The 22,357-nt window shown below is 62.7% G+C and carries 19 protein-coding genes; 10 read left to right on the forward strand and 9 right to left on the reverse strand.

Annotated elements, in window-relative coordinates:
• Window positions 1–71 precede the first annotated feature (71 nt).
• The 5 genes from rng to mreB form a co-directional block, all read right to left on the reverse strand.
• On the reverse strand, window positions 72–1,529 hold the full coding sequence (gene rng / locus MOP87_RS16600; protein ID WP_027913731.1) for a ribonuclease G: 1,458 nt from the start codon (window positions 1,527–1,529) through the stop codon (window positions 72–74).
• Window positions 1,530–1,584: 55 nt separating this feature from the next.
• Window positions 1,585–2,214: a Maf family protein gene (locus MOP87_RS16605; RefSeq protein ID WP_110606874.1), complete on the reverse strand. Its 630-nt coding sequence runs from the start codon at window positions 2,212–2,214 to the stop codon at window positions 1,585–1,587.
• 33 nt (window positions 2,215–2,247) lie between these two features.
• Window positions 2,248–2,736, reverse strand: a complete 489-nt coding sequence (gene mreD, locus MOP87_RS16610; protein WP_027913729.1) for a rod shape-determining protein MreD — start codon at window positions 2,734–2,736, stop codon at window positions 2,248–2,250.
• Window positions 2,736–3,764 (reverse strand): rod shape-determining protein MreC, encoded by a 1,029-nt coding sequence (gene mreC, locus MOP87_RS16615; protein ID WP_028687046.1) that lies wholly within the window; start codon window positions 3,762–3,764, stop codon window positions 2,736–2,738. Before mreC ends, mreD begins: the two co-directional genes overlap by 1 nt.
• Window positions 3,765–3,988: 224 nt before the next feature.
• Window positions 3,989–5,026, reverse strand: a complete 1,038-nt coding sequence (mreB, locus tag MOP87_RS16620) for a rod shape-determining protein MreB (RefSeq protein WP_003255163.1) — start codon at window positions 5,024–5,026, stop codon at window positions 3,989–3,991.
• Between the two features lie 206 nt (window positions 5,027–5,232).
• On the opposite strand from mreB, the gene gatC reads away from it, so the two are divergent.
• From gatC to MOP87_RS16645, 5 genes are all read left to right on the forward strand, one after another.
• On the forward strand, window positions 5,233–5,520 hold the full coding sequence (gene gatC / locus MOP87_RS16625) for an Asp-tRNA(Asn)/Glu-tRNA(Gln) amidotransferase subunit GatC (protein ID WP_023533299.1): 288 nt from the start codon (window positions 5,233–5,235) through the stop codon (window positions 5,518–5,520).
• Between the two features lie 15 nt (window positions 5,521–5,535).
• On the forward strand, window positions 5,536–6,987 hold the full coding sequence (gene gatA, locus MOP87_RS16630; protein ID WP_027913726.1) for an Asp-tRNA(Asn)/Glu-tRNA(Gln) amidotransferase subunit GatA: 1,452 nt from the start codon (window positions 5,536–5,538) through the stop codon (window positions 6,985–6,987).
• 11 nt (window positions 6,988–6,998) lie between these two features.
• Window positions 6,999–8,444 (forward strand): Asp-tRNA(Asn)/Glu-tRNA(Gln) amidotransferase subunit GatB, encoded by a 1,446-nt coding sequence (gene gatB / locus MOP87_RS16635; RefSeq protein ID WP_027913725.1) that lies wholly within the window; start codon window positions 6,999–7,001, stop codon window positions 8,442–8,444.
• Window positions 8,445–8,563: 119 nt separating this feature from the next.
• Window positions 8,564–8,938: a septal ring lytic transglycosylase RlpA family protein gene (locus MOP87_RS16640; RefSeq protein WP_023533371.1), complete on the forward strand. Its 375-nt coding sequence runs from the start codon at window positions 8,564–8,566 to the stop codon at window positions 8,936–8,938.
• 59 nt (window positions 8,939–8,997) lie between these two features.
• The gene (locus tag MOP87_RS16645; RefSeq protein ID WP_132578307.1) at window positions 8,998–10,041 is read left to right on the forward strand and encodes a calcium/sodium antiporter; all 1,044 of its coding nucleotides are present in this window, start codon (window positions 8,998–9,000) and stop codon (window positions 10,039–10,041) included.
• Between the two features lie 13 nt (window positions 10,042–10,054).
• On the opposite strand, the gene MOP87_RS16650 is transcribed toward MOP87_RS16645, so the two are convergent.
• The 4 genes from MOP87_RS16650 to MOP87_RS16665 all read right to left on the reverse strand — a co-directional run bounded on the left by MOP87_RS16650 (window position 10,055) and on the right by MOP87_RS16665 (window position 14,441).
• Window positions 10,055–11,416, reverse strand: coding sequence for an amino acid permease (locus MOP87_RS16650; RefSeq protein ID WP_027913723.1), 1,362 nt, complete (start codon window positions 11,414–11,416; stop codon window positions 10,055–10,057).
• Between the two features lie 50 nt (window positions 11,417–11,466).
• Window positions 11,467–12,408 (reverse strand): AEC family transporter, encoded by a 942-nt coding sequence (locus tag MOP87_RS16655; RefSeq protein ID WP_027913722.1) that lies wholly within the window; start codon window positions 12,406–12,408, stop codon window positions 11,467–11,469.
• Window positions 12,409–12,624: 216 nt separating this feature from the next.
• The gene (locus MOP87_RS16660) at window positions 12,625–13,185 is read right to left on the reverse strand and encodes a response regulator transcription factor (RefSeq protein WP_027913721.1); all 561 of its coding nucleotides are present in this window, start codon (window positions 13,183–13,185) and stop codon (window positions 12,625–12,627) included.
• Window positions 13,185–14,441 (reverse strand): ATP-binding protein, encoded by a 1,257-nt coding sequence (locus tag MOP87_RS16665; protein ID WP_027913720.1) that lies wholly within the window; start codon window positions 14,439–14,441, stop codon window positions 13,185–13,187. The genes MOP87_RS16660 and MOP87_RS16665 overlap by 1 nt, the downstream gene beginning before the upstream one ends.
• Before the next feature lie 201 nt (window positions 14,442–14,642).
• Between MOP87_RS16665 and MOP87_RS16670 the strand changes: the two genes are divergently transcribed.
• The 5 genes from MOP87_RS16670 (at window position 14,643) to MOP87_RS16690 (ending at window position 22,320) form a co-directional block, all read left to right on the forward strand.
• Window positions 14,643–15,359 carry an SIMPL domain-containing protein gene (locus MOP87_RS16670; protein ID WP_027913719.1) on the forward strand — a complete coding sequence of 239 codons (717 nt, stop codon included), beginning with the start codon at window positions 14,643–14,645 and terminating at the stop codon, window positions 15,357–15,359.
• Between the two features lie 374 nt (window positions 15,360–15,733).
• On the forward strand, window positions 15,734–17,359 hold the full coding sequence (locus tag MOP87_RS16675) for an ABC transporter substrate-binding protein (RefSeq protein ID WP_027913718.1): 1,626 nt from the start codon (window positions 15,734–15,736) through the stop codon (window positions 17,357–17,359).
• 138 nt (window positions 17,360–17,497) lie between these two features.
• A complete protein-coding gene (locus tag MOP87_RS16680) occupies window positions 17,498–19,090 on the forward strand; it encodes an ABC transporter substrate-binding protein (RefSeq protein WP_027913717.1) in 1,593 nt (530 codons plus the stop codon).
• Window positions 19,091–19,260: 170 nt separating this feature from the next.
• Window positions 19,261–20,640, forward strand: a complete 1,380-nt coding sequence (locus MOP87_RS16685; RefSeq protein WP_027913716.1) for an OprD family porin — start codon at window positions 19,261–19,263, stop codon at window positions 20,638–20,640.
• A 69-nt stretch (window positions 20,641–20,709) separates the two neighbouring features.
• Window positions 20,710–22,320 (forward strand): ABC transporter substrate-binding protein, encoded by a 1,611-nt coding sequence (locus MOP87_RS16690; RefSeq protein WP_132578303.1) that lies wholly within the window; start codon window positions 20,710–20,712, stop codon window positions 22,318–22,320.
• Window positions 22,321–22,357 lie beyond the last annotated feature (37 nt).

The raw sequence follows: 22,357 nt of genomic DNA on the forward strand, positions 1-22,357 counted from the left end.
TCGTATATGCATAATGGCCCGTGGTGCCGTTTTCGCCATGCCGATCGAACCGCGTCGGGTTTCAGCAGGCCTCAGAGCAGCACCACGTCATACTGCTCTTGCGAATACATCGACTCGACCTGGAAGCGAATGGTTCGCCCGATGAAGGCCTCGAGTTCAGCCACGTTGCCCGACTCTTCGTCCAACAGGCGATCGACCACCTTCTGATTGGCCAGCACGCGATAGCCTTCCGCCTGGTAGGCGCGGGCTTCACGCAGGATTTCGCGAAAGATCTCGTAACAGATGGTTTCGGGCGTTTTGAGCTTGCCTCGCCCCTGGCAAGCCTGGCACGGTTCGCACAGAACCTGCTCAAGGCTCTCCCGGGTGCGCTTGCGGGTCATCTGCACCAAGCCCAACTCGGTGATGCCGATGATGTTGGTCTTGGCGTGGTCGCGCTCCAGCTGTTTTTCCAGCGTTCGCAGCACCTGACGCTGGTGATCTTCGTCTTCCATGTCGATGAAGTCGATGATGATGATGCCGCCGATGTTGCGCAGCCGCAGTTGCCGGGCAATGGCGGTGGCGGCCTCCAGGTTGGTCTTGAAGATGGTTTCTTCCAGGTTGCGGTGACCCACGAAGGCGCCGGTGTTGACGTCGATGGTGGTCATCGCCTCGGCCGGATCCACCACCAGGTAGCCACCCGACTTCAACGGTACCTTGCGATCCAGGGCGCGCTGGATTTCATCCTCGACACCGTACAGGTCGAAGATGGGCCGTTCGCCTGGGTAGTGTTCCAGACGGTCGGCGATTTCAGGCATCAGCTCTTGCACGAACTGCGTGGTGCGCTGGAAGGTTTCCCGCGAGTCGATGCGGATTTTTTCGATCTTCGGGTTGACCAGGTCGCGCAGGGTACGCAGCGCCAGGCCCAGGTCTTCGTAGATGACCAGGGGTGCGCCACAGGTCTTGATCTGCGCCCCGATCTGCTCCCACAACCGCCGCAGGTAGCGAATATCCTGCAGGATCTCCTCAACCCGCGCGCCTTCGGCGGCGGTGCGCAGAATGAAGCCGCCAGCGCCTTGTATGTTCTCGCTGTCCACGCAATCACTGACCACGCGCTTGAGGCGTTCACGCTCGGCTTCGTCCTCGATCTTGAGCGAAATGCCCACGTGGCTGCTACGCGGCATGTAGACCAGGTAGCGCGACGGGATCGACAACTGGGTGGTCAGCCGCGCGCCTTTGCTGCCGATGGGGTCTTTGGTGACCTGTACCACCAGGGCCTGGCCTTCATGGACCAGGGCGGTGATGTTTTCCACGGCCGAGCCTTCGCGCTGCGAAATCTCCGAGGCATGGATGAACGCTGCCCGTTCCAGCCCGATGTCCACGAACGCCGCCTGCATGCCAGGCAGCACCCTGACCACCTTGCCCTTGTAGATATTGCCGACGATGCCGCGACGCTGGGTGCGCTCGACGTGCACTTCCTGCAGTACCCCGTTTTCCACCACCGCCACGCGTGACTCCATCGGGGTGATGTTGATCAGGATCTCTTCGCTCATGGCAGGTTCTCGTCCAGGGTCTTGTTCTAATGATGGATGGCGCAAACGGTGCTGGCTACTGCGGGCGCGTCACCTCAGGTTCCGAGGCCGCCTGTTGCCAGCAAGCGATGCCGAAGCGCTCGAGCAACTGTGCCGTTTCGCTCAATGGCAGGCCGACCACGGCCGAATAGCTGCCAATCAGCCCGGTGACGAATACCGCGCCCAGCCCTTGAATCGCATAGCCGCCCGCCTTGTCTGCCGGCTCGCCGCTGGCCCAGTAGCGCTGCGCTTCCTGCTGGTGGATGTCGCGAAAGCGGACGGTGCTGCTGACACACAAGCTCTCGACACGCGTGCCGTCATCGAGCGCCACGGCCGTCAATACCTGGTGTTCGCGGCCGGACAACCGGGCCAGCATGCCCAAGGCGTCGTCACGGTGCTCGGGTTTGCCCAGAATATGGCCGTCAAGCACGACGGCCGTGTCAGCGCCCAACACCACAGCGCCCTCGTTCGCGGTCTCGGCCGGTTCGAGACGGGCACGACCCGCTGCAGCCTTGGCTTTGGCCAGGCGCTGCACATACACCTCGGCGCTTTCGCCAGGCAGCGGGGTTTCATCGATGGGCGCGCTGACAACCCTGAAGCGTACGCCGATCTGCGTCAACAGCTCGCGCCGACGTGGAGAGCCGGAAGCCAGGTATAGCGGGGTCATTCGGACATCTCCCTGTCAGCGGCCACCAAGCCGTCAATTGATGTGCAAGCGTCGGCGAAGGTCGCGCAAGGCAAAGCTGATCCACGGCCAGAGCAGCGCGCTGATCACGGCCGACCAGACCAGCGCCAGGGTAGGCAGGCGATTACCGGTCAAGGCACTGAGCCACAGCTGGAGCAACTGTGCAATGCCGAAGACCACCAGGATGATCAGGCTTTGCTGCCACATGGGGAACATGCGCAGGCGCTGTTGCAGCGACAGCACCAGGAATGTGATCAGGGTGAGGATCAACGCGTTCTGCCCCAACAGGGTGCCGTACAGCACGTCCTCGGCCAGGCCAAGCATGAACGCTGTGGCCATGCCGACCTTGTGCGGCACGTTCAAGGTCCAGAACGACACCAGCAACGCCAGCCACATGGGCCGAAAGACTTCCATGAACTGCGGCATGGGCGAGACACTGAGCAGCAGGCCAACGGCAAATGTCAGCCAGATGACCCAACCATTGTTGCGGCGCGATGCGGCCATCACTGCCTCCGGGGTTGAGTGGGCGCAGCGGGCGCTGCGGCCGGGCTTGCGGACTGTGCAGCTGGCGCTGTGGCGGGCGTACTGGACTGGGTGGCAGGCGCAGGGGTTACGGCAGGCGCGCCGTTTGCAGGGGTACCGTTTGCGGGAGTGCCGTTTGCAGGCGCACCTTGACCGGTCGTACCAGCACCCTGAGCAGGAGCCCTCTCGCCTTTGCGGTCTGCTTCTTCCTGGGCAATCGCGGCATCGGTGGCGCGCTGCTCGGGCGTACGCCGGTCGCTGAACACCAGCAGCATGTAACGGCTACGGTTGAGCGCCGCGGTGGGGATGGCGCGCACAATGGCGAATGGCTGGCCGGAATCGTGGATCACCTCGTTGACGGTGGCCACGGGATAACCGGCGGGGAAGCGTTGGCCCATTCCGGAGCTGACCAGCAGGTCGCCTTCCTTGATGTCCGCCGTATCGGCCACGTGGCGCAACTCGAGGCGCTCCGGGTTGCCGGTACCGCTGGCAATGGCGCGCAAACCGTTGCGGTTGACCTGCACGGGAATGCTGTGGGTGGTATCGGTGAGCAGCAAGACCCGCGAGGTATAGGGCATCAGTTCGACCACCTGCCCCATCAGGCCGCGAGCGTCGAGCACCGGTTGACCGAGAAACACGCCATCGCGCTCACCCTTGTTGATCAGGATGCGGTGTGTGAAGGGGTTGGGATCGACGCCGATCAATTCGGCAACTTCGACCTTTTCGTCAACCAGCGCCGAGGAATTGAGCAGCTCACGCAGGCGCACGTTCTGCTCGGTCAACGCCGCCAGCTTCTGCAGGCGACCTTGCAGCAGCAGGGCCTCGGTCTTGAGTTTCTCGTTCTCGGCAATCAGCTCGTTGCGGCTGCCGAACTGGCCCGCCACCCCTTGCCAGGCGCGTTGCGGCAAGTCGGTGATCCAGTACGATTCCATGAGCACCAGGCCCATCTGGCTGCGAACGGGCTTGAGCAGGTCAAAGCGCGCGTCGACGACCATCAACGCGACCGACATCACCACCAGGACGAGCAGGCGAACGCCCAGCGACGGGCCCTTGGAGAAAAGCGGTTTAATGGGCCGTTCCTCGTGGACGACTCAGGAAGTCATTGGACATGGGACAAGGCACCAGCCTGGTTACGAATTGACGGATGAGGCGCCCGGACGGGCACCGGCCAGCACATACAGGTAGCACTGTGCGTGCTACCTGTAAACCGGGGCTCACGAGCCGCGAGGACGAATCACTCGCTCGAGAGCAGGTCCATTGCGTGCTTGTCCATCATTTCCAGGGCTCGACCGCCGCCGCGGGCGACACAGGTCAACGGGTCTTCGGCGACGATGACCGGCAGCCCGGTTTCCTGGGCCAGCAGCTTGTCCAGGTCACGCAGCAGTGCGCCGCCGCCGGTCAACACCAGGCCACGCTCGGCGATGTCGGAAGCCAGTTCGGGTGGCGACTGCTCCAGGGCGCTCTTGACCGCCTGAACGATGGTCGCCAGCGACTCCTGCAGCGCTTCGAGCACTTCGTTGGAGTTCAGGGTGAACGCACGCGGTACGCCTTCGGCAAGGTTACGGCCGCGAACGTCGACTTCGCGCACTTCACCGCCCGGGTAGGCAGTACCGATTTCCTGCTTGATGCGCTCGGCGGTGGATTCGCCGATCAGGCTGCCGTAGTTACGGCGCACGTAGGTCACGATGGCTTCGTCGAAGCGGTCACCACCGACACGCACCGATTCGGCATAGACCACGCCGTTGAGCGAGATCAACGCGATTTCGGTGGTACCACCGCCGATGTCGACGACCATGGAGCCACGGGCCTCTTCGACCGGCAGGCCGGCACCGATGGCGGCCGCCATGGGTTCTTCGATCAGGAACACTTCGCGGGCACCTGCTCCCAGGGCCGACTCGCGAATGGCGCGGCGCTCAACCTGGGTGGACTTGCACGGCACGCAGATCAGCACGCGAGGGCTGGGCTGCAGGAAGCTGTTCTCATGAACCTTGTTGATAAAGTATTGCAACATTTTTTCGCAGACGCTGAAGTCGGCGATCACGCCGTCCTTCATCGGACGAATGGCTGCGATGTTGCCAGGCGTACGGCCCAGCATGCGTTTGGCTTCGGTACCGACGGCGACGACGCTTTTCTGATTGCCATGGGTACGGATGGCAACAACCGAGGGCTCATTCAGGACGATACCGCGCTCACGCACGTAAATTAGGGTGTTGGCAGTACCCAGGTCGATGGACAGATCGCTGGAAAACATGCCACGCAGTTTCTTGAACATGGGAAAGTGACCCTGGGGAAAGCGTGGGTAAAAAAGTGCGGCAAACTCTAACAATGGCAGGGATTTTGGGCAAGGAGCCAATATGTTAAATTGGCTGTTTTTCCGAGCATGCCAGCCGATGATCGCGGCTATTGGACCGCCAAAAAGCTGACATGTTCCTCATTGCGGACACTGAATCCGTTCTTTCTATCCTTCTGGAGATCCCCATGGCGCTTGAACGCTGCGACGTGGAAAAGATCGCCCATCTGGCCCGACTGGGCCTAAATGATGGCGAACTGCCACGCATTACCGACGCCTTGAACAGCATCCTAGGGTTGGTCGACCAGATGCAAGCGGTGGACACCGCCGGCATCGAACCCCTGGCTCACCCCCTTGAGGCCAGCCAGCGCCTGCGCCCCGACCAGGTCACCGAGCACAACCAGCGTGACGCCTATCAGGCCGTCGCCCCACAGACCGAAAACGGTCTGTACCTGGTTCCGAAAGTCATCGAGTAAGGGATAGAGCCTGCCATGCATCAATTGACCCTGGCCGAGATCGCCCGCGGACTCGCCGACAAGTCGTTTTCCTCCGAAGAGCTGACCGGCGCCCTGCTGGCCCGTATCAAGCAGCTCGACCCACAGCTCAACAGCTTCATCACCGTGACCGACGAGCTGGCCCTGGGCCAGGCACGTGCTGCCGATGCCCGCCGCGCCGCTGGCGAAGGCGGGGCGTTGCTGGGCGCGCCCATTGCCCACAAGGACCTGTTCTGCACCCAGGGCGTGCGCACCAGCTGCGCGTCGAAGATGCTCGACACCTTCAAGGCGCCCTATGACGCCACCGTGGTGGCCAAGCTCGCCGAAGCTGGCATGGTCACGCTGGGCAAGACCAACATGGACGAGTTCGCCATGGGCTCGGCCAACGAATCGAGCCACTACGGCGCGGTGAAAAACCCCTGGAACCTCGAGCACGTACCGGGTGGCTCGTCGGGCGGCTCGGCCGCTGCCGTGGCAGCGCGCCTGTTGCCGGTGACCACCGGCACCGACACCGGCGGCTCGATCCGTCAGCCGGCCGCACTGACCAACCTCACCGGCCTCAAGCCTACCTATGGCCGCGTCTCGCGCTGGGGCATGATCGCCTATGCCTCGAGCCTGGACCAGGGCGGCCCCCTGGCCCGCACGGCCGAGGACTGCGCGCTGCTGCTGCAAGGCATGGCCGGCTTCGACGCCAAGGATTCGACCAGCATCGAGGAGCCGGTTCCCGACTACAGCGCCACCCTGGGTGATTCGCTGCAAGGGTTGCGTATCGGTCTGCCGAAAGAGTACTTCGGGGCTGGCCTGGACCCGCGCATCGCCGACCTCGTGCAGGCCAGCGTCAAGGAGCTGGAAAAGCTCGGCGCGGTGGTCAAGGAAATCAGCCTGCCGAACATGCAACACGCCATCCCGGCGTACTACGTGATCGCTCCGGCAGAAGCGTCCTCGAACCTGTCGCGTTTCGACGGTGTTCGCTTCGGTCACCGCTGCGAGGCGCCCAAGGACCTGACCGACCTGTACAAGCGTTCCCGCGGCGAAGGCTTCGGCGCCGAAGTGCAGCGCCGGATCATGGTCGGTACCTACGCCCTGTCGGCGGGCTACTATGACGCGTACTACGTGAAGGCCCAGCAAATTCGCCGCCTGATCAAGAACGACTTCATGGCTGCCTTCAAGGATGTCGACCTGATTCTCGGCCCGACCACGCCCAACCCGGCCTGGAAACTGGGCGCCAAGAGCAGCGATCCGGTCGCCGCCTACCTCGAGGACGTCTACACCATCACGGCCAACCTCGCGGGCCTGCCAGGCCTGTCGATGCCAGCCGGCTTCGTCGATGGCCTGCCGGTAGGCGTGCAGTTGCTGGCGCCTTACTTCCAGGAAGGCCGCCTGCTCAACGTAGCCCATCGCTACCAGCAGGTGACCGACTGGCACACCCGCGCCCCTAACGGCTTCTGAGGAACAGACACATGCAATGGGAAGTTGTGATCGGGCTGGAAATTCACACTCAGCTCGCCACCCAGTCGAAAATCTTTTCCGGTAGTGCCACCACGTTTGGCTCGGAACCCAACACCCAGGCGAGCCTGGTCGACCTGGGCATGCCAGGTGTGCTGCCGGTCCTGAACCAGGAAGCGGTGCGCATGGCGTGCATGTTCGGCCTGGCCATCGATGCCGAGATCGGCAAGCGCAACGTGTTCGCGCGCAAGAACTACTTCTACCCCGACCTGCCCAAGGGCTATCAGATCAGCCAGATGGACCTGCCGATTGTGGGCAAGGGCCACCTGGACATCGCGCTGGAAGACGGCACCATCAAGCGCATCGGCGTGACCCGTGCCCACCTGGAAGAAGATGCGGGCAAGAGCCTGCACGAAGATTTCAGCGGCTCCACCGGCATCGACCTGAACCGTGCCGGCACCCCGCTGCTGGAAATCGTGTCCGAGCCCGACATGCGCAGCGCCAAGGAAGCGGTGGCCTATGTCAAGGCCATCCATGCGCTGGTGCGCTACCTGGGCATCTGCGACGGCAACATGGCCGAAGGATCACTGCGCTGCGACTGCAACGTGTCGATCCGGCCCAAGGGCCAGACCGAGTTCGGCACTCGCTGCGAGATCAAGAACGTCAACTCGTTCCGCTTCATCGAGCGCGCGATCAACAGCGAGATCCAGCGCCAGATCGACTTGATCGAGGACGGCGGCAAGGTGGTTCAGGAAACGCGCCTGTACGATCCGAACAAGGACGAGACCCGCTCCATGCGCAGCAAGGAGGAAGCCAACGACTACCGTTACTTCCCCGACCCGGACCTGCTGCCGGTGGTCATCGAGGACAGCTTCCTGGAAACCGTGCGCGCCGGCTTGCCGGAACTGCCCACCCAGAAAGTCGAGCGCTTCCAAAGCCAGTACGGACTGTCGGCATACGATGCCAACGTTTTGGCATCGAGCCGTGAACAGGCCGACTACTTCGAGGAGGTGGTCAAGCTCGGGGGCGACGCCAAAATGGCCGCCAACTGGGTCATGGTCGAGCTGGGCAGCCTGCTCAACAAGCTGGGCATCGAGATTGACCAGGCCCCGGTCACCGCCGCGCAACTGGGCGGCATGCTGGTGCGCATCCGCGACAACACCATCAGCGGCAAGATCGCCAAGACCGTGTTCGAGGCCATGGCGGCAGGTGAAGGCGACGCCGACACCATCATCGAAAGCCGCGGCCTCAAGCAGGTCACCGACAGCGGCGCCATCGAGTCGATGCTCGACGAGGTGTTGGCGGCCAACGCCGAACAGGTCGAACAGTACCGCGCCGCCGACGAGGCCAAGCGCGGCAAAATGTTCGGTTTCTTCGTCGGCCAAGCCATGAAAGCTTCCAAGGGCAAGGCCAACCCTGGGCAGGTGAATCAGCTGCTCAAGGCCAAGCTCGAAGGCTGACCGCACCCTTCAGCGGGGGCTCGCCCTCGCTGACAGACCAGCCGAGGTTGACCAGGACACAGGTCCACCTCGGCTTGTCCCGCGCCCGGCCAAAAGCCCCGGCGCACCGGAGTACCTGTATGTTCAAACGTTCTTTGGCCAGCTTGGCCCTCTTTTCCTGTCTGGCAGGCTGCGCCAGCCATGACATCGACCCGCGAGGTTATGACCGCACGGGTACTGCCTCCTACTACGGCGCCCGCCATCACGGCAAACGCACCGCCAGCGGCGAGGCGTTCAATCAGCATGGCCTGACGGCGGCTCATCGCAACCTGCCGTTCGGCAGCCGGGTGCTGGTGACCAACCTGGCCAATCGGCGCAGCGTGGTGGTCCGCATCAACGACCGCGGCCCGCACGCCCGCAGCCGGCTGATCGACCTGTCTCGGGCTGCCGCTGAAAAAATCGGCATGGTGCGTAGCGGAACGGCGCGCGTGCGAGTACAAGGTCTTAGTGACTGACGACCAGGAGCTTTACCATTTTCGATCTGGCCACCCTCCCCACGTTCAGCCTGCTGCAGCTGGGCATCGCCTTGCTGCTGCTGGTCGCAGGCGCCGAACTGCTGGTACGGGCTGCACTGCGCCTGGCGCAACGCCTCCACGTGCGGCCGCTGATCATCGGGCTGAGCCTGGTGGCATTCGGCAGCACTGCACCCCAGTTGACCCTCAGCCTGCAGGCCGCCTACCAAGGCGCACCGGACGTTGCCGTGGGCAGCGTCATCGGCAGCAACATCTTCAATGTGCTGGCCATTCTTGGCCTGGCAGCGCTGGTCATTCCCCTTCGCGTGTCTCGCCAGCTGGTACGCCTGGATATTCCGCTGATGATCCTGGCCAGCGCCCTGGTCTACGGGTTGGCTGCAAATGGCTATCTGGGCCGCGTTGAAGGCGTATTGCTGCTGATGGGGCTGGTGGGTTACCTGGCCATGCTCTGGCACCAGTCCCGTCACTACGCACGCACCTACCCTGCCCCGCCATCGGTGCCACAAACCCCGGCACGCTTCTGGTGCGGGACGTTACTGTTGGTGATGGCGGGCCTGGCCCTGCTGAGCCTGGCCGGTCATCTGCTGCTCGACGCTGCCGTGGAAGTGGCCACTGACCTGGGCCTGTCCGAGCGCGTCATCGGCCTTACGGTGGTCGCCATCTGCACGTCGTTGCCGGAACTGGCAGCAGCCCTGATCGCTGCCTTGCGCGGTGAACGCGAGATCGCCGTGGGCACGGTGATCGGCAGCAACCTGTTCAACCTGTTGGGCGTATTGGGCCTGACCGCCGTGGTGACCCCCGAGCCCCTGTCGATTTCGCCCAATGCGCTGGATTTCGACCTGCCCGTCATGCTGGGTGTGGCCGCATTGAGCTTGCCGGTGTTCTATTCAGGCTATCGCATCACCCGGGCCGAAGGACTGGTGTTCCTGTGCCTGTACCTGGCCTACGGCCTGCACATCGCCGCGTTCACCATGGGCATGCCCCTGGCCGGGCGCCTGGAGCGCCTGATGCTGCTCTACGTATTGCCCGTGCTGGCGGTTGTGTTGGTGTACACCACGGTGCGCGCCTGGCGCCGCCAGCATTGAGCCGCAAGTCGGATCAGCGGCTGGCCTGACGGGCCTTCTTCAACTTGAAGGCTACCCAGAGCAGCAGGATCCAGCCGGGGATCAGCATCACCGAGATGCGAATGGGCGGCGTCAGGTACATCACCACCAGGATCAGCACGATGAAGGCCAGGCACAGGTAGTTGGTGAACGGATGGCCCAGGCTCTGGTAGAACGGCTGTACCCCTGCCGCGCGCTTGGCCTTGCGGAACTTGAGGTGGGTGATGCTGATGCTGGCCCAGTTGATCACCAGCGCCGACACCGCCAGTGCCATCAGCAGGCCAAAGGCTTCGCCGGGCATCAGGTAGTTGATCACCACACACAGGCCCGTGGCCAGGGCAGAAATGCCTAAAGCTGCCAGGGGTACACCGCTGCGGCTGACCTTCAGCAATTGACGCGGGGCGTCACCTTGGCTAGCCAGGCCGAACAGCATGCGACTGTTGGCGTACACGCAGCTGTTGTAGACCGACAGCGCCGCTGTCAGGACCACGATGTTGAGGATGGTCGCGACCAGGTCGCTGTCCAGCTCATGGAAGATCATCACAAATGGACTGCCGCCTTGTACCACCTTCTGCCAGGGGTACAACGAAAGCAGCACCGCCAGCGCGCCGATGTAGAAGATCAGGATCCGGTAGACCACCTGGTTGGTGGCCTTGGGAATGCTCTGGCGCGGATTGTCGGCTTCGGCGGCCGTGATGCCTACCAGTTCCAGGCCACCGAACGAAAACATGATCACGGCCAGGGCCATGACCAGGCCGCTCACGCCATTGGGGAAGAACCCGCCGTATTGCCACAGGTTGGCCACGCTGGCGTCCGGGCCGCCGTTTCCGGTGCTGAGCAACCAGGCGCCGAAACCTATCATGCTGACGATGGCCACGACTTTTACCAAGGCGAACCAGAACTCCATCTCGCCATAGACCTTCACCTGGGTGAGGTTGATCAGGTTGATCACCACAAAGAAGATCGCGGCCGTGGCCCAGGTTGGAAAGTCAGGCCACCAGTACTGGACGTAGATACCCACCGCCGTCAGCTCGGCCATGCCGACCAACACGTAGACCACCCAGTAGTTCCAGCCAGACACGAAGCCTGCGAACTCGCTCCAGTACTGGTGGGCAAAATGGCTGAAGCTACCGGCCACCGGCTCTTCGACGACCATTTCCCCGAGCTGGCGCATGATCAGGAACGCCATCAGGCCAGCAATGGCATAGCCCAGCAAAACGGAGGGGCCGGCCAGCTGGATGGTCTGGGCAATGCCCAGGAACAACCCCGTGCCGATAGCGCCGCCGAGCGCGATCAGCTGGATGTGACGATTCTTCAACCCGCGCTGTAACCGCTCGGGCGTGCTCTGGTCTTGCATGAAGTGTCCTTTCGCTCAGTGAGGCAATGCTGTTGTTTGCAGTCAAGGATCTAGATCCATCCGCCCCACTGCAAGATGAAAATACCAATGTTGGTGGTGATCGCGGCCATCAGCGTGGTAATCACGATGATTGACGCGGCAAGTTCATGGTTGCCGTTGGCCGCACGCGCCATCACGTAGCTGGCCGCTGCGGTGGGGCTACCGATGTAGAGAAACAGGATGCCCAGTTCGGCCCCGCGAAAACCACAAAGCCAGGCACCCAGTGTGCCAACGAGTGGCAGCCAGGCCATTTTCACCAGGCTGGCGTCCACGGCCAACCTGCCGCTGTCGCGAAGGGCCGTCAGCGACAGGGTGCCGCCAATGCAGATCAGGGCAAGGGGTAAGGTCATCTGCGCCAGGTAGTCACCGGAGGTGAGCAGCCAATTCGGCAAAGGGACCTGGCCGTAGGCCATGGGAATGGCGACCAGCACGCTGAGAATCAGCGGATTTTTCAGGATGCTTTTGAGGATGCTCCACGGGTCGGACTTCAGGTCGGGGCTGTAGACCGCCAGCACGATGGCAGACAACGAGTTGTACAACAGGATCACCAACCCAGCCAGTACCGCACCCAGTGAGATGCCATAGTCGCCGTACAAGCTTGCGGCCAGCGCCAGGCCAATCACCCCGTTGTTGCCGCGAAAGGCGCCTTGGGTGTAGATACCACGGTCGGCCCACGGGCTGCGCCAGACGGCCATGCCCCAGGCGATGGCAAATCCGGCCAGGGTGGCCACCGTGAAATAGATCATGATCCCTGGCCGGACCGCCGCCGCCAGGTCGGCATGATAGATGCCCAGAAACAGCAAGGCCGGCATGCAGACGTTGAACACCAGTTGCGAAGCGACCTTGTTGAAGTTGTCGTCGATCAGGTGGATACGGCGAAGCAACACGCCCAGAAACAGCATGGCGAAAACGGGCGCCGTGATGTTCAGCGTCTGGATGAGAAGGGCAAGCATGGGCGCACGATCCTGAAAGGGGGTTGCCGTTAGGGGGCTAATGATACGCCAACGGCCAGGATTTGCGGGCATTGTGCGGTGATGGGAGCGCAACCGTGCCCTGCCGGGGCACTGGACCGGCCGCGATGGGCTGCGCAGCAGCCCCAGGTGTCAGCTGCGCAGCGCATGTTGTCGGGGCCGCTACCTCGCGGCAACAGGCCGCGCCTACAGCACGATTCAGCGCCGAACTGGCCGCTTCTGCAATTTGCGCTGCAGTGTCCGGCGGTGCATGCCTAGCGCGCGTGCGGTCGCCGAGATGTTGCCCTCGTGCTCGTTCAGCACGCGCTGGATGTGTTCCCACTGCAGACGGTCCACGGACATGGGGTTTTCCGGCACCAGGGTGTCCAGGTCGGTATGCTCGGACAACAGGGCCGCCAGCACGTCGTCAGCGTCAGCCGGTTTGCACAGGTAGTTGCAGGCGCCGCGCTTGACCGCTTCCACGGCGGTGGCGATGCTCGAGTACCCGGTCAGGATGACGACCCGCATTTCCGGGTCCAGCTCCAGCAGCTTGGGCAACAGCACCAGGCCCGAATCCCCTTCCATTTTCAGGTCGAGCGTGGCGTAGTCCGGCAGGTCTTGCTGGGCCAGGATCAAACCTTCTTCGGCCGAGCTGGCGGTGCTTACCCGAAAGCCCCTGCGGCTCATGGCCCGGGCCATCACCCGGGTGAAGGTAGCATCGTCGTCCACCAACAGCAGGTGCGGCAGCTCTTCGGTTTCAACCTGGGTTTCTTCACTCATCATGCTTCTCCTCGCGTGCCATAGGGCAGGCGCAATTCGGTCAGGGTGCCACCTTGTTCATGACTATAGAGTTTCACTGAGCCACCCGCACGGGTGACGCTGGCCTTGCTCAGGAACAGGCCCAGGCCGAAGCCCTTGCCCTTGGTGGTAATGAAAGGTTTGCCAATGGCCTCGGCGATGGCCGGCGGTACGCCAGGGCCATGGTCGCGAATGCTGATGACGATGTCCTGGTGATCCCAGTCCAGGCGCACCTCCAGGTCATCAGGACAGGCGTCGGCGGCGTTGTTCAACAAGTTGAGCAGTGCCTGGGTCAGGTCAGGCGGCGGCGTCAACCGAGGGACGAGCCCATCACGCAGGCGCTGGAAGCGGTAACTGGCTTCCGGGCGCATCAGGTGCCAGCGGTTGAGGGCCTCGTCGAGCCAGACGGTGACCTCCTGCTCGACAATGGCCAGGCGGCGATTGGCCTCGGCGGCGCGAACCAGCTGTTGCAGTGTTTCCTTGCACAGTTTGACCTGGTCCTGAAGAATCTGCAGGTCTTCCTGCAGCAGCGGATCAGTATGGTCCTGGCGCATCTCGTTGAGCAACACGCTCATCGTCGCCAGCGGCGTACCCAGCTCGTGGGCCGCGCCCGCCGCCTGGGTGGCCACGGCCAGCAATTGCTCATCGCGCAGGCTTTCTTCGCGCCGCTCCGAGCGCAGGTGTTCCTGGCGCCGAAGCTCCTCGGCCATGCGCGCGGCAAAGAAGGTGATCACCGCCGCGGCCAGCGCAATGCTCAGCCACATGCCGTAGACCTGCATCTTGTCCCGTGCCAGCGGCAGGCCCTCAAGCGGGTAGAACTGCACCAGCAGCAGGCTGTAGGCCGTCAGCGCGATGCCCGACAGAATCAGCGAATACAGCCAGGGCAGCGTCACCGCCGCGATCGCCAGCGGCACCAGGTAGTAGGACACGAAAGGGTTGGTCGAGCCGCCGGAGTAGTACAGCAGAGCGCTGTGTATCAACAGGTCGCACGCCAGTTGCAGGGCATATTCGAGTTCGGTGACCGGCAGCGACAGGCGCAGGCGCAGCGCCGTGAAGGCGCACAGCAGCGAGGACAAGGCCAGGGTGCCGGCCAGCGACAGCCAGGGCAGTGGCAGCAGCTCGGTCCAGTAGGCCACGCCGACCGAGCCGGCCTGGGCGGCCAAAACCAGGACGCGAATAACGGTCAGTCGCCAGAGGTTCTGGCGCGTAGCGGACAGCGGTTGTGCGGCGGCGAGCATGAGCTCTCCTGATGAGTGCTCCAGAAAATCGGCTGGAGTATACCGAAGCGGGGCATGCTGCTGCAGTGATGCGGCAAAGCGCCACACTTTGTCACAGCTTCATGGGGCCAGCGCTGAACCCACTACACTGTTCCCGGTCTGATGGGCCATGCGTGGAATGGATGGCCACACCCCACGCTTTCATCTGCCAAGGAGCACCTTATGCTAATCCAACGTCGCGGCGCTGCCCTTCTCTTGTCCTGCGGTTTGCTGGCCAGCTTGCCAGCGCTGGCCGCCGATGAGCCGCGCTTCAATCAGGTGTCACTGCGCGCCGAAGTGAGCAAGGAAGTGGCACGCGACCTGATGGTCGTGACCCTCTACAGCGAAGCGCAGAACACCGACCCGGGCAAGCTTGCCAAGCAGATCACCGAGACCATGAACAAGGCTGTGCAGCAGTCGCGCCAGGTCAAGGACGTCAAGATCAGCCAGGGCAGCCGCAACAGCTACCCGGTGTACGACACCAAAGGCCAGAAAATCACCGGCTGGCGCGAGCGTGCCGAGCTGCGGCTCGAAAGCGCGGACTTCCCGGCGCTTTCACAGCTCACCGCCGAGCTGCTGCAAGACCTGAAAATGGGCGGCATGGACTTCTCCATCGCACCGGCAACCCGCAAGTCCAGCGAAGACGCGCTGCTCAAGGAAGCCGTCGACGCATTCAAGGCGCGCGCCCAATTGGCCACCGAAGCCCTGGGCGGCAGTGGTTACAAGGTGGTCAGCCTCAACCTGAACAGCAGCGGCTATCCACGGCCTTACCTGCGCAGTGCACCGATGGCGATGAAGGCCATGGCAGCAGACGAAGCTGCGCCAGCGCCGGACATCGAGGCGGGCACCAGCGAAGTGAGCATGAACGCCGATGGCTTGATCGAAGTGCAGATGCCTTGACGGCGAGGTGGCAGGGGCAGGTCCAAGGGCTGCCCCTGACCAGCAGCTGATGCCCTGGCGCCTTAACTGCCCCGCCAGGGCTTTTTACCCTCCCCTGAAGAAAGTCCTGCATTTTAAGAGATTTCCTACACCCTCTTAAGCCTTTCCCGACATCCTCATCCAATCAGCAATATTCAGCAAAAAGCCATCATTTTGCCCTCGCAAACGTTTAACTCCGCCAAAAGTTACACCGATGCGACATTCATGTACTGCCGTGCCACTTTTCAAGTCCCGACTAACCTTGTGCATATTGCATTGGGCCCACCCCTGCATAAGTATCCGCAGGTCGGCTCACGAGGCCGCCCTCTCTGAACAATGACAACAATGAGGCCAACATGCTCAAACATGCAGTCATTCCGTTCCTGCTAGGCGCAGGTTTGCTCACTGGCGCGCCGTCGGCCTTCGCCGCTTCGAACCTGGTGTTCTGTTCAGAAGGCAGCCCGGCCGGCTTCGACCCGGGGCAATACACCACCGGTACCGATTTCGACGCCTCGGCCGAAACGGTCTTCAACCGGTTGACTCAGTTCGAGCGTGGCGGCACTGCGGTCATCCCGGGGCTGGCAACGCGCTGGGAGGTCGCGGAAGATGGCAAGACCTACACCTTCCACCTGCGCGAAGGCGTGAAGTTCCACACCACCGACTACTTCAAGCCCACTCGCCCGTTCAATGCAGACGACGTGCTGTTCACGTTCAACCGCATGCTCGACAAGGACCATCCATTCCGCAAGGCCTACCCCACCGAGTTCCCGTACTTCACCGACATGGGCATGGACAAGAACATCGCCGGGATCGAGAAACTGGACGAGCACACGGTCAAGTTCACCCTCAACGACGTCGACGCCGCCTTCATCCAGAACCTGGCCATGAGCTTCGCGTCCATCCAGTCCGCCGAGTACGCCGACCAGTTGCTCAAGAACGGCAAGGCCGCCGACATCAACCAGAAGCCGATCGGCACTGGCCCGTTCGTGTTCAGCAAGTACCAGAAGGACGCGCAGATCCGCTTCAAGGGCAACAAGGACTACTGGAAACCCGAGGACGTGAAGATCGACAACCTGATCTTCGCCATCACCACCGATGCTTCGGTGCGCATGCAGAAACTCAAGAAGAACGAGTGCCAGGTCACGCTGTTCCCGCGTCCGGCCGATATCGCGCCGCTCAAGCAGGACTCCAAGCTGCAGATGCCCCAGCAAGCGGGCTTCAACCTGGGCTACATCGCCTACAACGTGATGGACCAGGTCAAGGGCAGCAACCAGCCCAACCCCATGGCCCAGCTCAAGGTGCGCCAGGCGCTGGACATGGCCGTGGACAAGCAGAAAATCATCGAGTCGGTGTACCAGGGGGCGGGCCAGCTGGCGGTCAATGCCATGCCGCCGACCCAGTGGTCGTATGACAGCAGCATCAAGGACGCTCCCCACGACCCCGACAAGGCCCGCCAGTTGCTCAAGGAAGCCGGCATCAAGGACGGCACTGAAATCACCCTGTGGGCCATGCCGGTCCAGCGGCCGTACAACCCCAACGCCAAACTGATGGCCGAGATGCTCCAGGCAGACTGGGCCAAGATCGGCATCAAGGCCAAGATCGTCAGCTATGAGTGGGGCGAGTACATCAAGCGCTCCAAGGCGGGCGAACAAGGCGCCATGCTCATTGGCTGGAGCGGGGACAATGGCGACCCTGACAACTGGCTGGGCACCTTGTATGGCTGCGACGCCATCGACGGCAACAACTTCTCCAAGTGGTGCTACAAGCCCTACGATGACCTGATCAAGCAGGCCAAGGCCACCTCCGACCAGGCCAAGCGCACCGAGCTTTATCAGAAAGCCCAGCACATCCTCAAGGAGCAGGTGCCGATCACCCCGATCGCCCACTCCACCGTCTACCAGCCCATGAGTGCCAAGGTGAAGGACTTCAAGATCAGTCCATTTGCCCTCAACGCGTTCTACGGCGTCAGCGTCGACAAATAGCCTGAGGGCTGCGCCCGCCTGACGGGCGCCTGACCCACCCCATTCATACCCAGTCGTCCCGCTGCCAAGCGTGCGGGACAGGCGAACTGTTGCCGCGATTCGTGCCCGGAGCCGGCCCAGCACCCAAAAGGACTTAGCATGCGCCACGTGACCCGACTTTCTACACTGCTCGCCCTGGCCCTGGTCGGCCAGACGCCAGCCGTGATGGCCAACAACTTGGTGTTCTGCTCCGAAGGCAGCCCGGCCGGTTTCGATACGGCCCAATACACCACCGCCACCGACAATGACGCCGCCCAGCCGATCTACAACCGCCTGGTGGAGTTCGAGCGCGGCGGCACGGCGGTACACCCTGCCCTGGCCACCCGCTGGGAAGTCACCGAGGACGGCCTGCGCTACACCTTTCACCTGCGCGAAGGCGTGAGCTTTCACAGCAACAAGGCCTTCACCCCCAGCCGGCCCTTCAACGCAGACGACGTGCTGTTCACCTTCAACCGCATGCTCGACAGGCAGCACCCGTTTCGCAAGGCCTACCCCACCGAGTTTCCCTACTTCGTCAGCATGGGCCTGGACAAGAACATCGCAGGCGTCGAAAAGACCGACCCGTTCACCGTGGTGTTCACGCTGCACACCGTAGATGCCGCGTTCATCCAGAACCTGGCCATGAGCTTTGCCTCGATCCTGTCCGCCGAATACGCCGAGCAGTTGCTTAAAACCGGCCGCCCTAGCGACATCAACCAGCAACCGATAGGCACCGGCCCGTTCGTGTTCCAGCGCTACCAGAAAGACTCGCAGATCCGCTACAAGGCCAACCGTGCCTACTGGGCGCCCGAGCAGGTGAAGCTCGACAACCTGGTGTTCTCGATCAATGTCGACCCGTCGGTGCGCATCCAGAAACTGCGCCGCAACGAGTGCCAGGTCACCCTGCATCCGCGGCCGGCCGACCTGCCAGGGCTCAAGCAGGACACGAACGTGCAGGTCTTGCAGCAAGCAGGGTTCAACCTGGGCTATATCGCCTACAACACCCAGCACCCGCCATTCGATCGGCTTGAGGTGCGCCAGGCCATGGACATGGCAGTCAACAAGCAGGCCATCCTGCAGGCGGTCTACCAGGAAGCAGGACAACGGGCGGTCAACGCCATGCCGCCCACCCAGTGGTCCTACGACACTAGCATCACCGATGCACCGCACGACCCGGAAAAAGCCCGCCAGCTGCTCGAACAGGCCGGGGTCAAGCCTGGCACCGAAATCACTCTGTGGGCCATGCCGGTGCAACGCCCCTACAACCCCAACGCCAAGCTGATGGCCGAAATGCTCCAGGCCGATTGGAGCAAGCTGGGCTTGAAGGTGCGCATCGTCAGCTACGAATGGGGCGAATACATCAAGCGCCTCAAGAGCGGCGAGCACGATGTGGCGCTGATCGGCTGGACCGGTGACAACGGCGATCCCGACAACTGGCTGGGCACGCTGTACAGCTGCGATGCCATTGGCAGCAACAACTATTCGCAATGGTGCGACCCGCAGTACGACAGCCTGGTCAAGCAAGCCAAGCAGGTTACCGACCAAGCTCAGCGCACCACGCTCTATCAGCAAGCCCAGCAGCGGCTCAAGCAGCAGGTGCCGATCACGCCAGTGGCCCACTCCACTGTCAATCAGCCCCTGAGCACCCGAGTGTCCGGGTTCAAGGTCAGCCCGTTCGGGCGCAACGAGTTTTCCGGCGTCAGCGTCGATTAGCACCGACTGGCAGGCAGGGCGCGCAGGGGGGGGAGACCCGCGCGCCATGCCTACCCATCGCCCGCTTAAGCCTCGGTGATCCCGGGGCGCCCCAGGCAACACGGCAACACGGCAACACCCACCCGGCCCACAAGGCCGGCAATAACTAGAAATGAAAAGGAGCTTCTATCGTGAGACTGTTCAATTCGAGCGCACTGGCGTTAGCCATAGGTGCAGCAACCACCACCGTCCACGCCGATCCACAGAGCCAGGCCTACTTGCCGCTCACCCTCGCAGCCGAAAGCGCCCAGGCGCAGGCCAAGGGTTTCGTCGATGGCCAGAGCTTGGGCGGGACGACGCGCAACTGGTACGCCCGCGAACGCGCCACCCGCGCACCGCTGTGGCGCTACTACAAGAGCGACGGCACCCGTCACCCGACCCACACCCGTGAAAACTGGGTGCAAGGCACCATCCTCAACTACACCTCGGGCTTTACCCAGGGCACGGTGGGCTTTGCCGTGGAGGCAGCCGGCTATAACGCCATCGCCCTGCAGCAGGACCGCGAAGCGATCGCAGGTCCCAACAACCGTACCCTGACCCACAGCGACGGCGACGCCATCGGCCAGTGGAGCAAACTGGGGCTGGGCAACGTCAAGGCGCGTCTTTCCAATACCACCCTGACCCTCGGTCGCCAGGCCGTCGATACCCCGATGATCGCCTTTATCGGTAACCGCGCCCTGCCCTCCAGTTTTCAGGGCGCATTCCTGCACAGCGCTGAATTCGACAACCTGACGTTCGACCTGGGTACCTTCGACCGGGTCTCGCCCCGTACCGAGCAGAGCCTGAGCAAGTTCCGCAGCGAATACGGTGCGGCCGGGGTGGAAACGGACCGCGCCAGCACGGTCGGTATCAACTACCAGCCCCTCAAGAGCCTGACCACCAGCCTGTATGCCACCAAGGTCGACGATTTCTGGAACCAGTACTACTTCGGCGCCAATCACATGTTCGGTGACAGCGCCGTGCTCAGCCTGTCCACGGGCCTCAACTACTACAAGACCGTGGACGCCGGCAGCCGCAAGATGGGCGAAATCGACAACGACACCTACAGCCTGTCGCTGGGCCTGACCCATCAGGCGCACACCCTCACCGCCGCCTGGCAGCAGGTCAATGGCAACGAGTATTTCGACTACCTCCACGAAACCAACGGCATCTACCTGGCCAACTCGCTGCTGTCGGACTTCAACGGCCCGAACGAGAAATCGCTGCAGTTATCCTATGTGCTTAACATGGCTTACTACGGCGTGCCAGGGCTGAAATTCAACCTGTACAACGCCCGGGGCTGGGGCATCGACGGCACCCATTACCGCGGTAGCGCCTATGACGTCCAGGGCCTCGATGGCGAGACCCATTACGAGTGGGGTATCGGCACCAGCTACGCCGTACAGAGCGGACCGCTCAAGGACACCAGCATCCGCGCCACCTACACCACACACCGCGCAAGCAAGGCACAGGGCGATGGCAGCCTGAACGAATTCAGGCTCGTGACCACCATCCCGTTCAACATCCTCTGACCGGCCGCCTGGCCCGCTTGCCAGCGGGTCGGGCGTCAGGCTGGAGCACAACGCAGGGAGAATTGATCCATGCACGCTGTGACCAAGAAGACATCGGCGCTGCGGCTGTTGCTGGCAACGCTGCTTTTGGGCAGTACATCCCAGCTGGCCGCCAAGCCGCTGGTGGTGTGCACCGAGGCCAGCCCCGAAGGGTTCGATGTGGTGCAATACACCACGGCGGTGACGTTCGACGCGGCGGCCGAAACCCTCTTCAACCGCCTGGTGGACTTCAAGCCCGGCACCACGGATGTCCAACCGGCCCTGGCCGAGCGTTGGGACATCTCCTCCGACGGCCTGACCTATACCTTCCACCTTCGCCGAGGGGTCAAGTTCCACACCACCGACTATTTCAAGCCCAGCCGCGACCTGAACGCCGACGATGTGCTGTGGAGCTTGCGCCGCCAGCTTGACCCGAGCCACCCCTGGCACGACAAGACCAGCATCGGCTACCCCTACTTCGAGAGCATGGCCTTCAATTCGTTGCTCAAGTCGGTGGACAAGACCGACGACTACACCGTGGTGATCACCTTGACCCGGCCAGAGGCGCCTTTGCTGCGCGACATGGCCATGGGCTTCACGTCCATCTACTCCGCCGAGTACGGCGATCAGTTGTTGGCAGCCGGCAAGACGGCAGAGCTCAACAGCAAGCCAATCGGCACAGGGCCGTTCATTTTCCAGCGCTACAACAAGGATGCCCAGGTCCGCTTCAAGCCCAACCCGGACTACTTCCGGGGCAAGCCGCCCGCCGATGCCCTGATTTTCGCCATCGCCACCGACAGTAATGTTCGCCTGCAAAAGTTGCGCGCCAACGAGTGCCAGGTTGCGTTGTACCCCAAACCGGACGATGTACCGTCGATCGTGGCGGACCCGCGCCTGAAGGTCGCCCAGACCGAAGCGCTGGTGACCGGTTACATCGCCATGAACACCCAGCATCCGTACCTGAGTGATGTACGCGTGCGCAAGGCGATCAACATGGCCTTCGACCGCCAGACCCACGTCGACCAGCTATTCGGCAAAGGCAACGCGCTGGTGGGCGTCAACCCGTATCCCCCTTCGATGATCGGCTACAACACCGACAACCAGAACCCGCCACGCGATCTCGACCAGGCGCGTGCGCTGCTAAAACAAGCCGGTGTCCCCCAGGGCACGGTCATTACCCTGTTCACCCGCAATGGCGGCGGCCCGACTAACCCGAACCCGCGACTGTCCGCCGAGATGCTTCAGGCCGACCTGGCGCAGATCGGCCTGAAGCTGGATATCCGTGTCATGGAGTGGGCCGAAATGCTGCGCCGTGCCAAGAAAGGCGAGGCGGACCTGGTGTCCAGTGGCTGGGCCGGCGACAACGGCGACCCGGACAACTTTCTTACCCCCCTGCTCAGTTGCGAGGCGGCCAGCAATGGCGAGAACTATGCACGCTGGTGCAACTCGAAATTCCAGGCATTGATCACCCGCGCCCGCGAGGTGAGCGACAACGAGGAGCGTGCCAGGCTCTATAGCGAGGCATTGACGGTGTACGATGAGGACCAGCCCTGGATCAGCATGGCCCACCCCAAGGTGTTCACGGCCATGCGTGAGAACGTGGAGGGCTACGTGATCAGCCCCTTGACCAGCAACAACTTCGCTACCACCCGAGTGAAGTAGAACAACAACGACCGCCGTTGCCCTGTGGGCAGCGGCG

Source organism: Pseudomonas sp. I3-I5, from assembly GCF_022699445.1.
Classification (GTDB): domain Bacteria; phylum Pseudomonadota; class Gammaproteobacteria; order Pseudomonadales; family Pseudomonadaceae; genus Aquipseudomonas; species Aquipseudomonas fulva.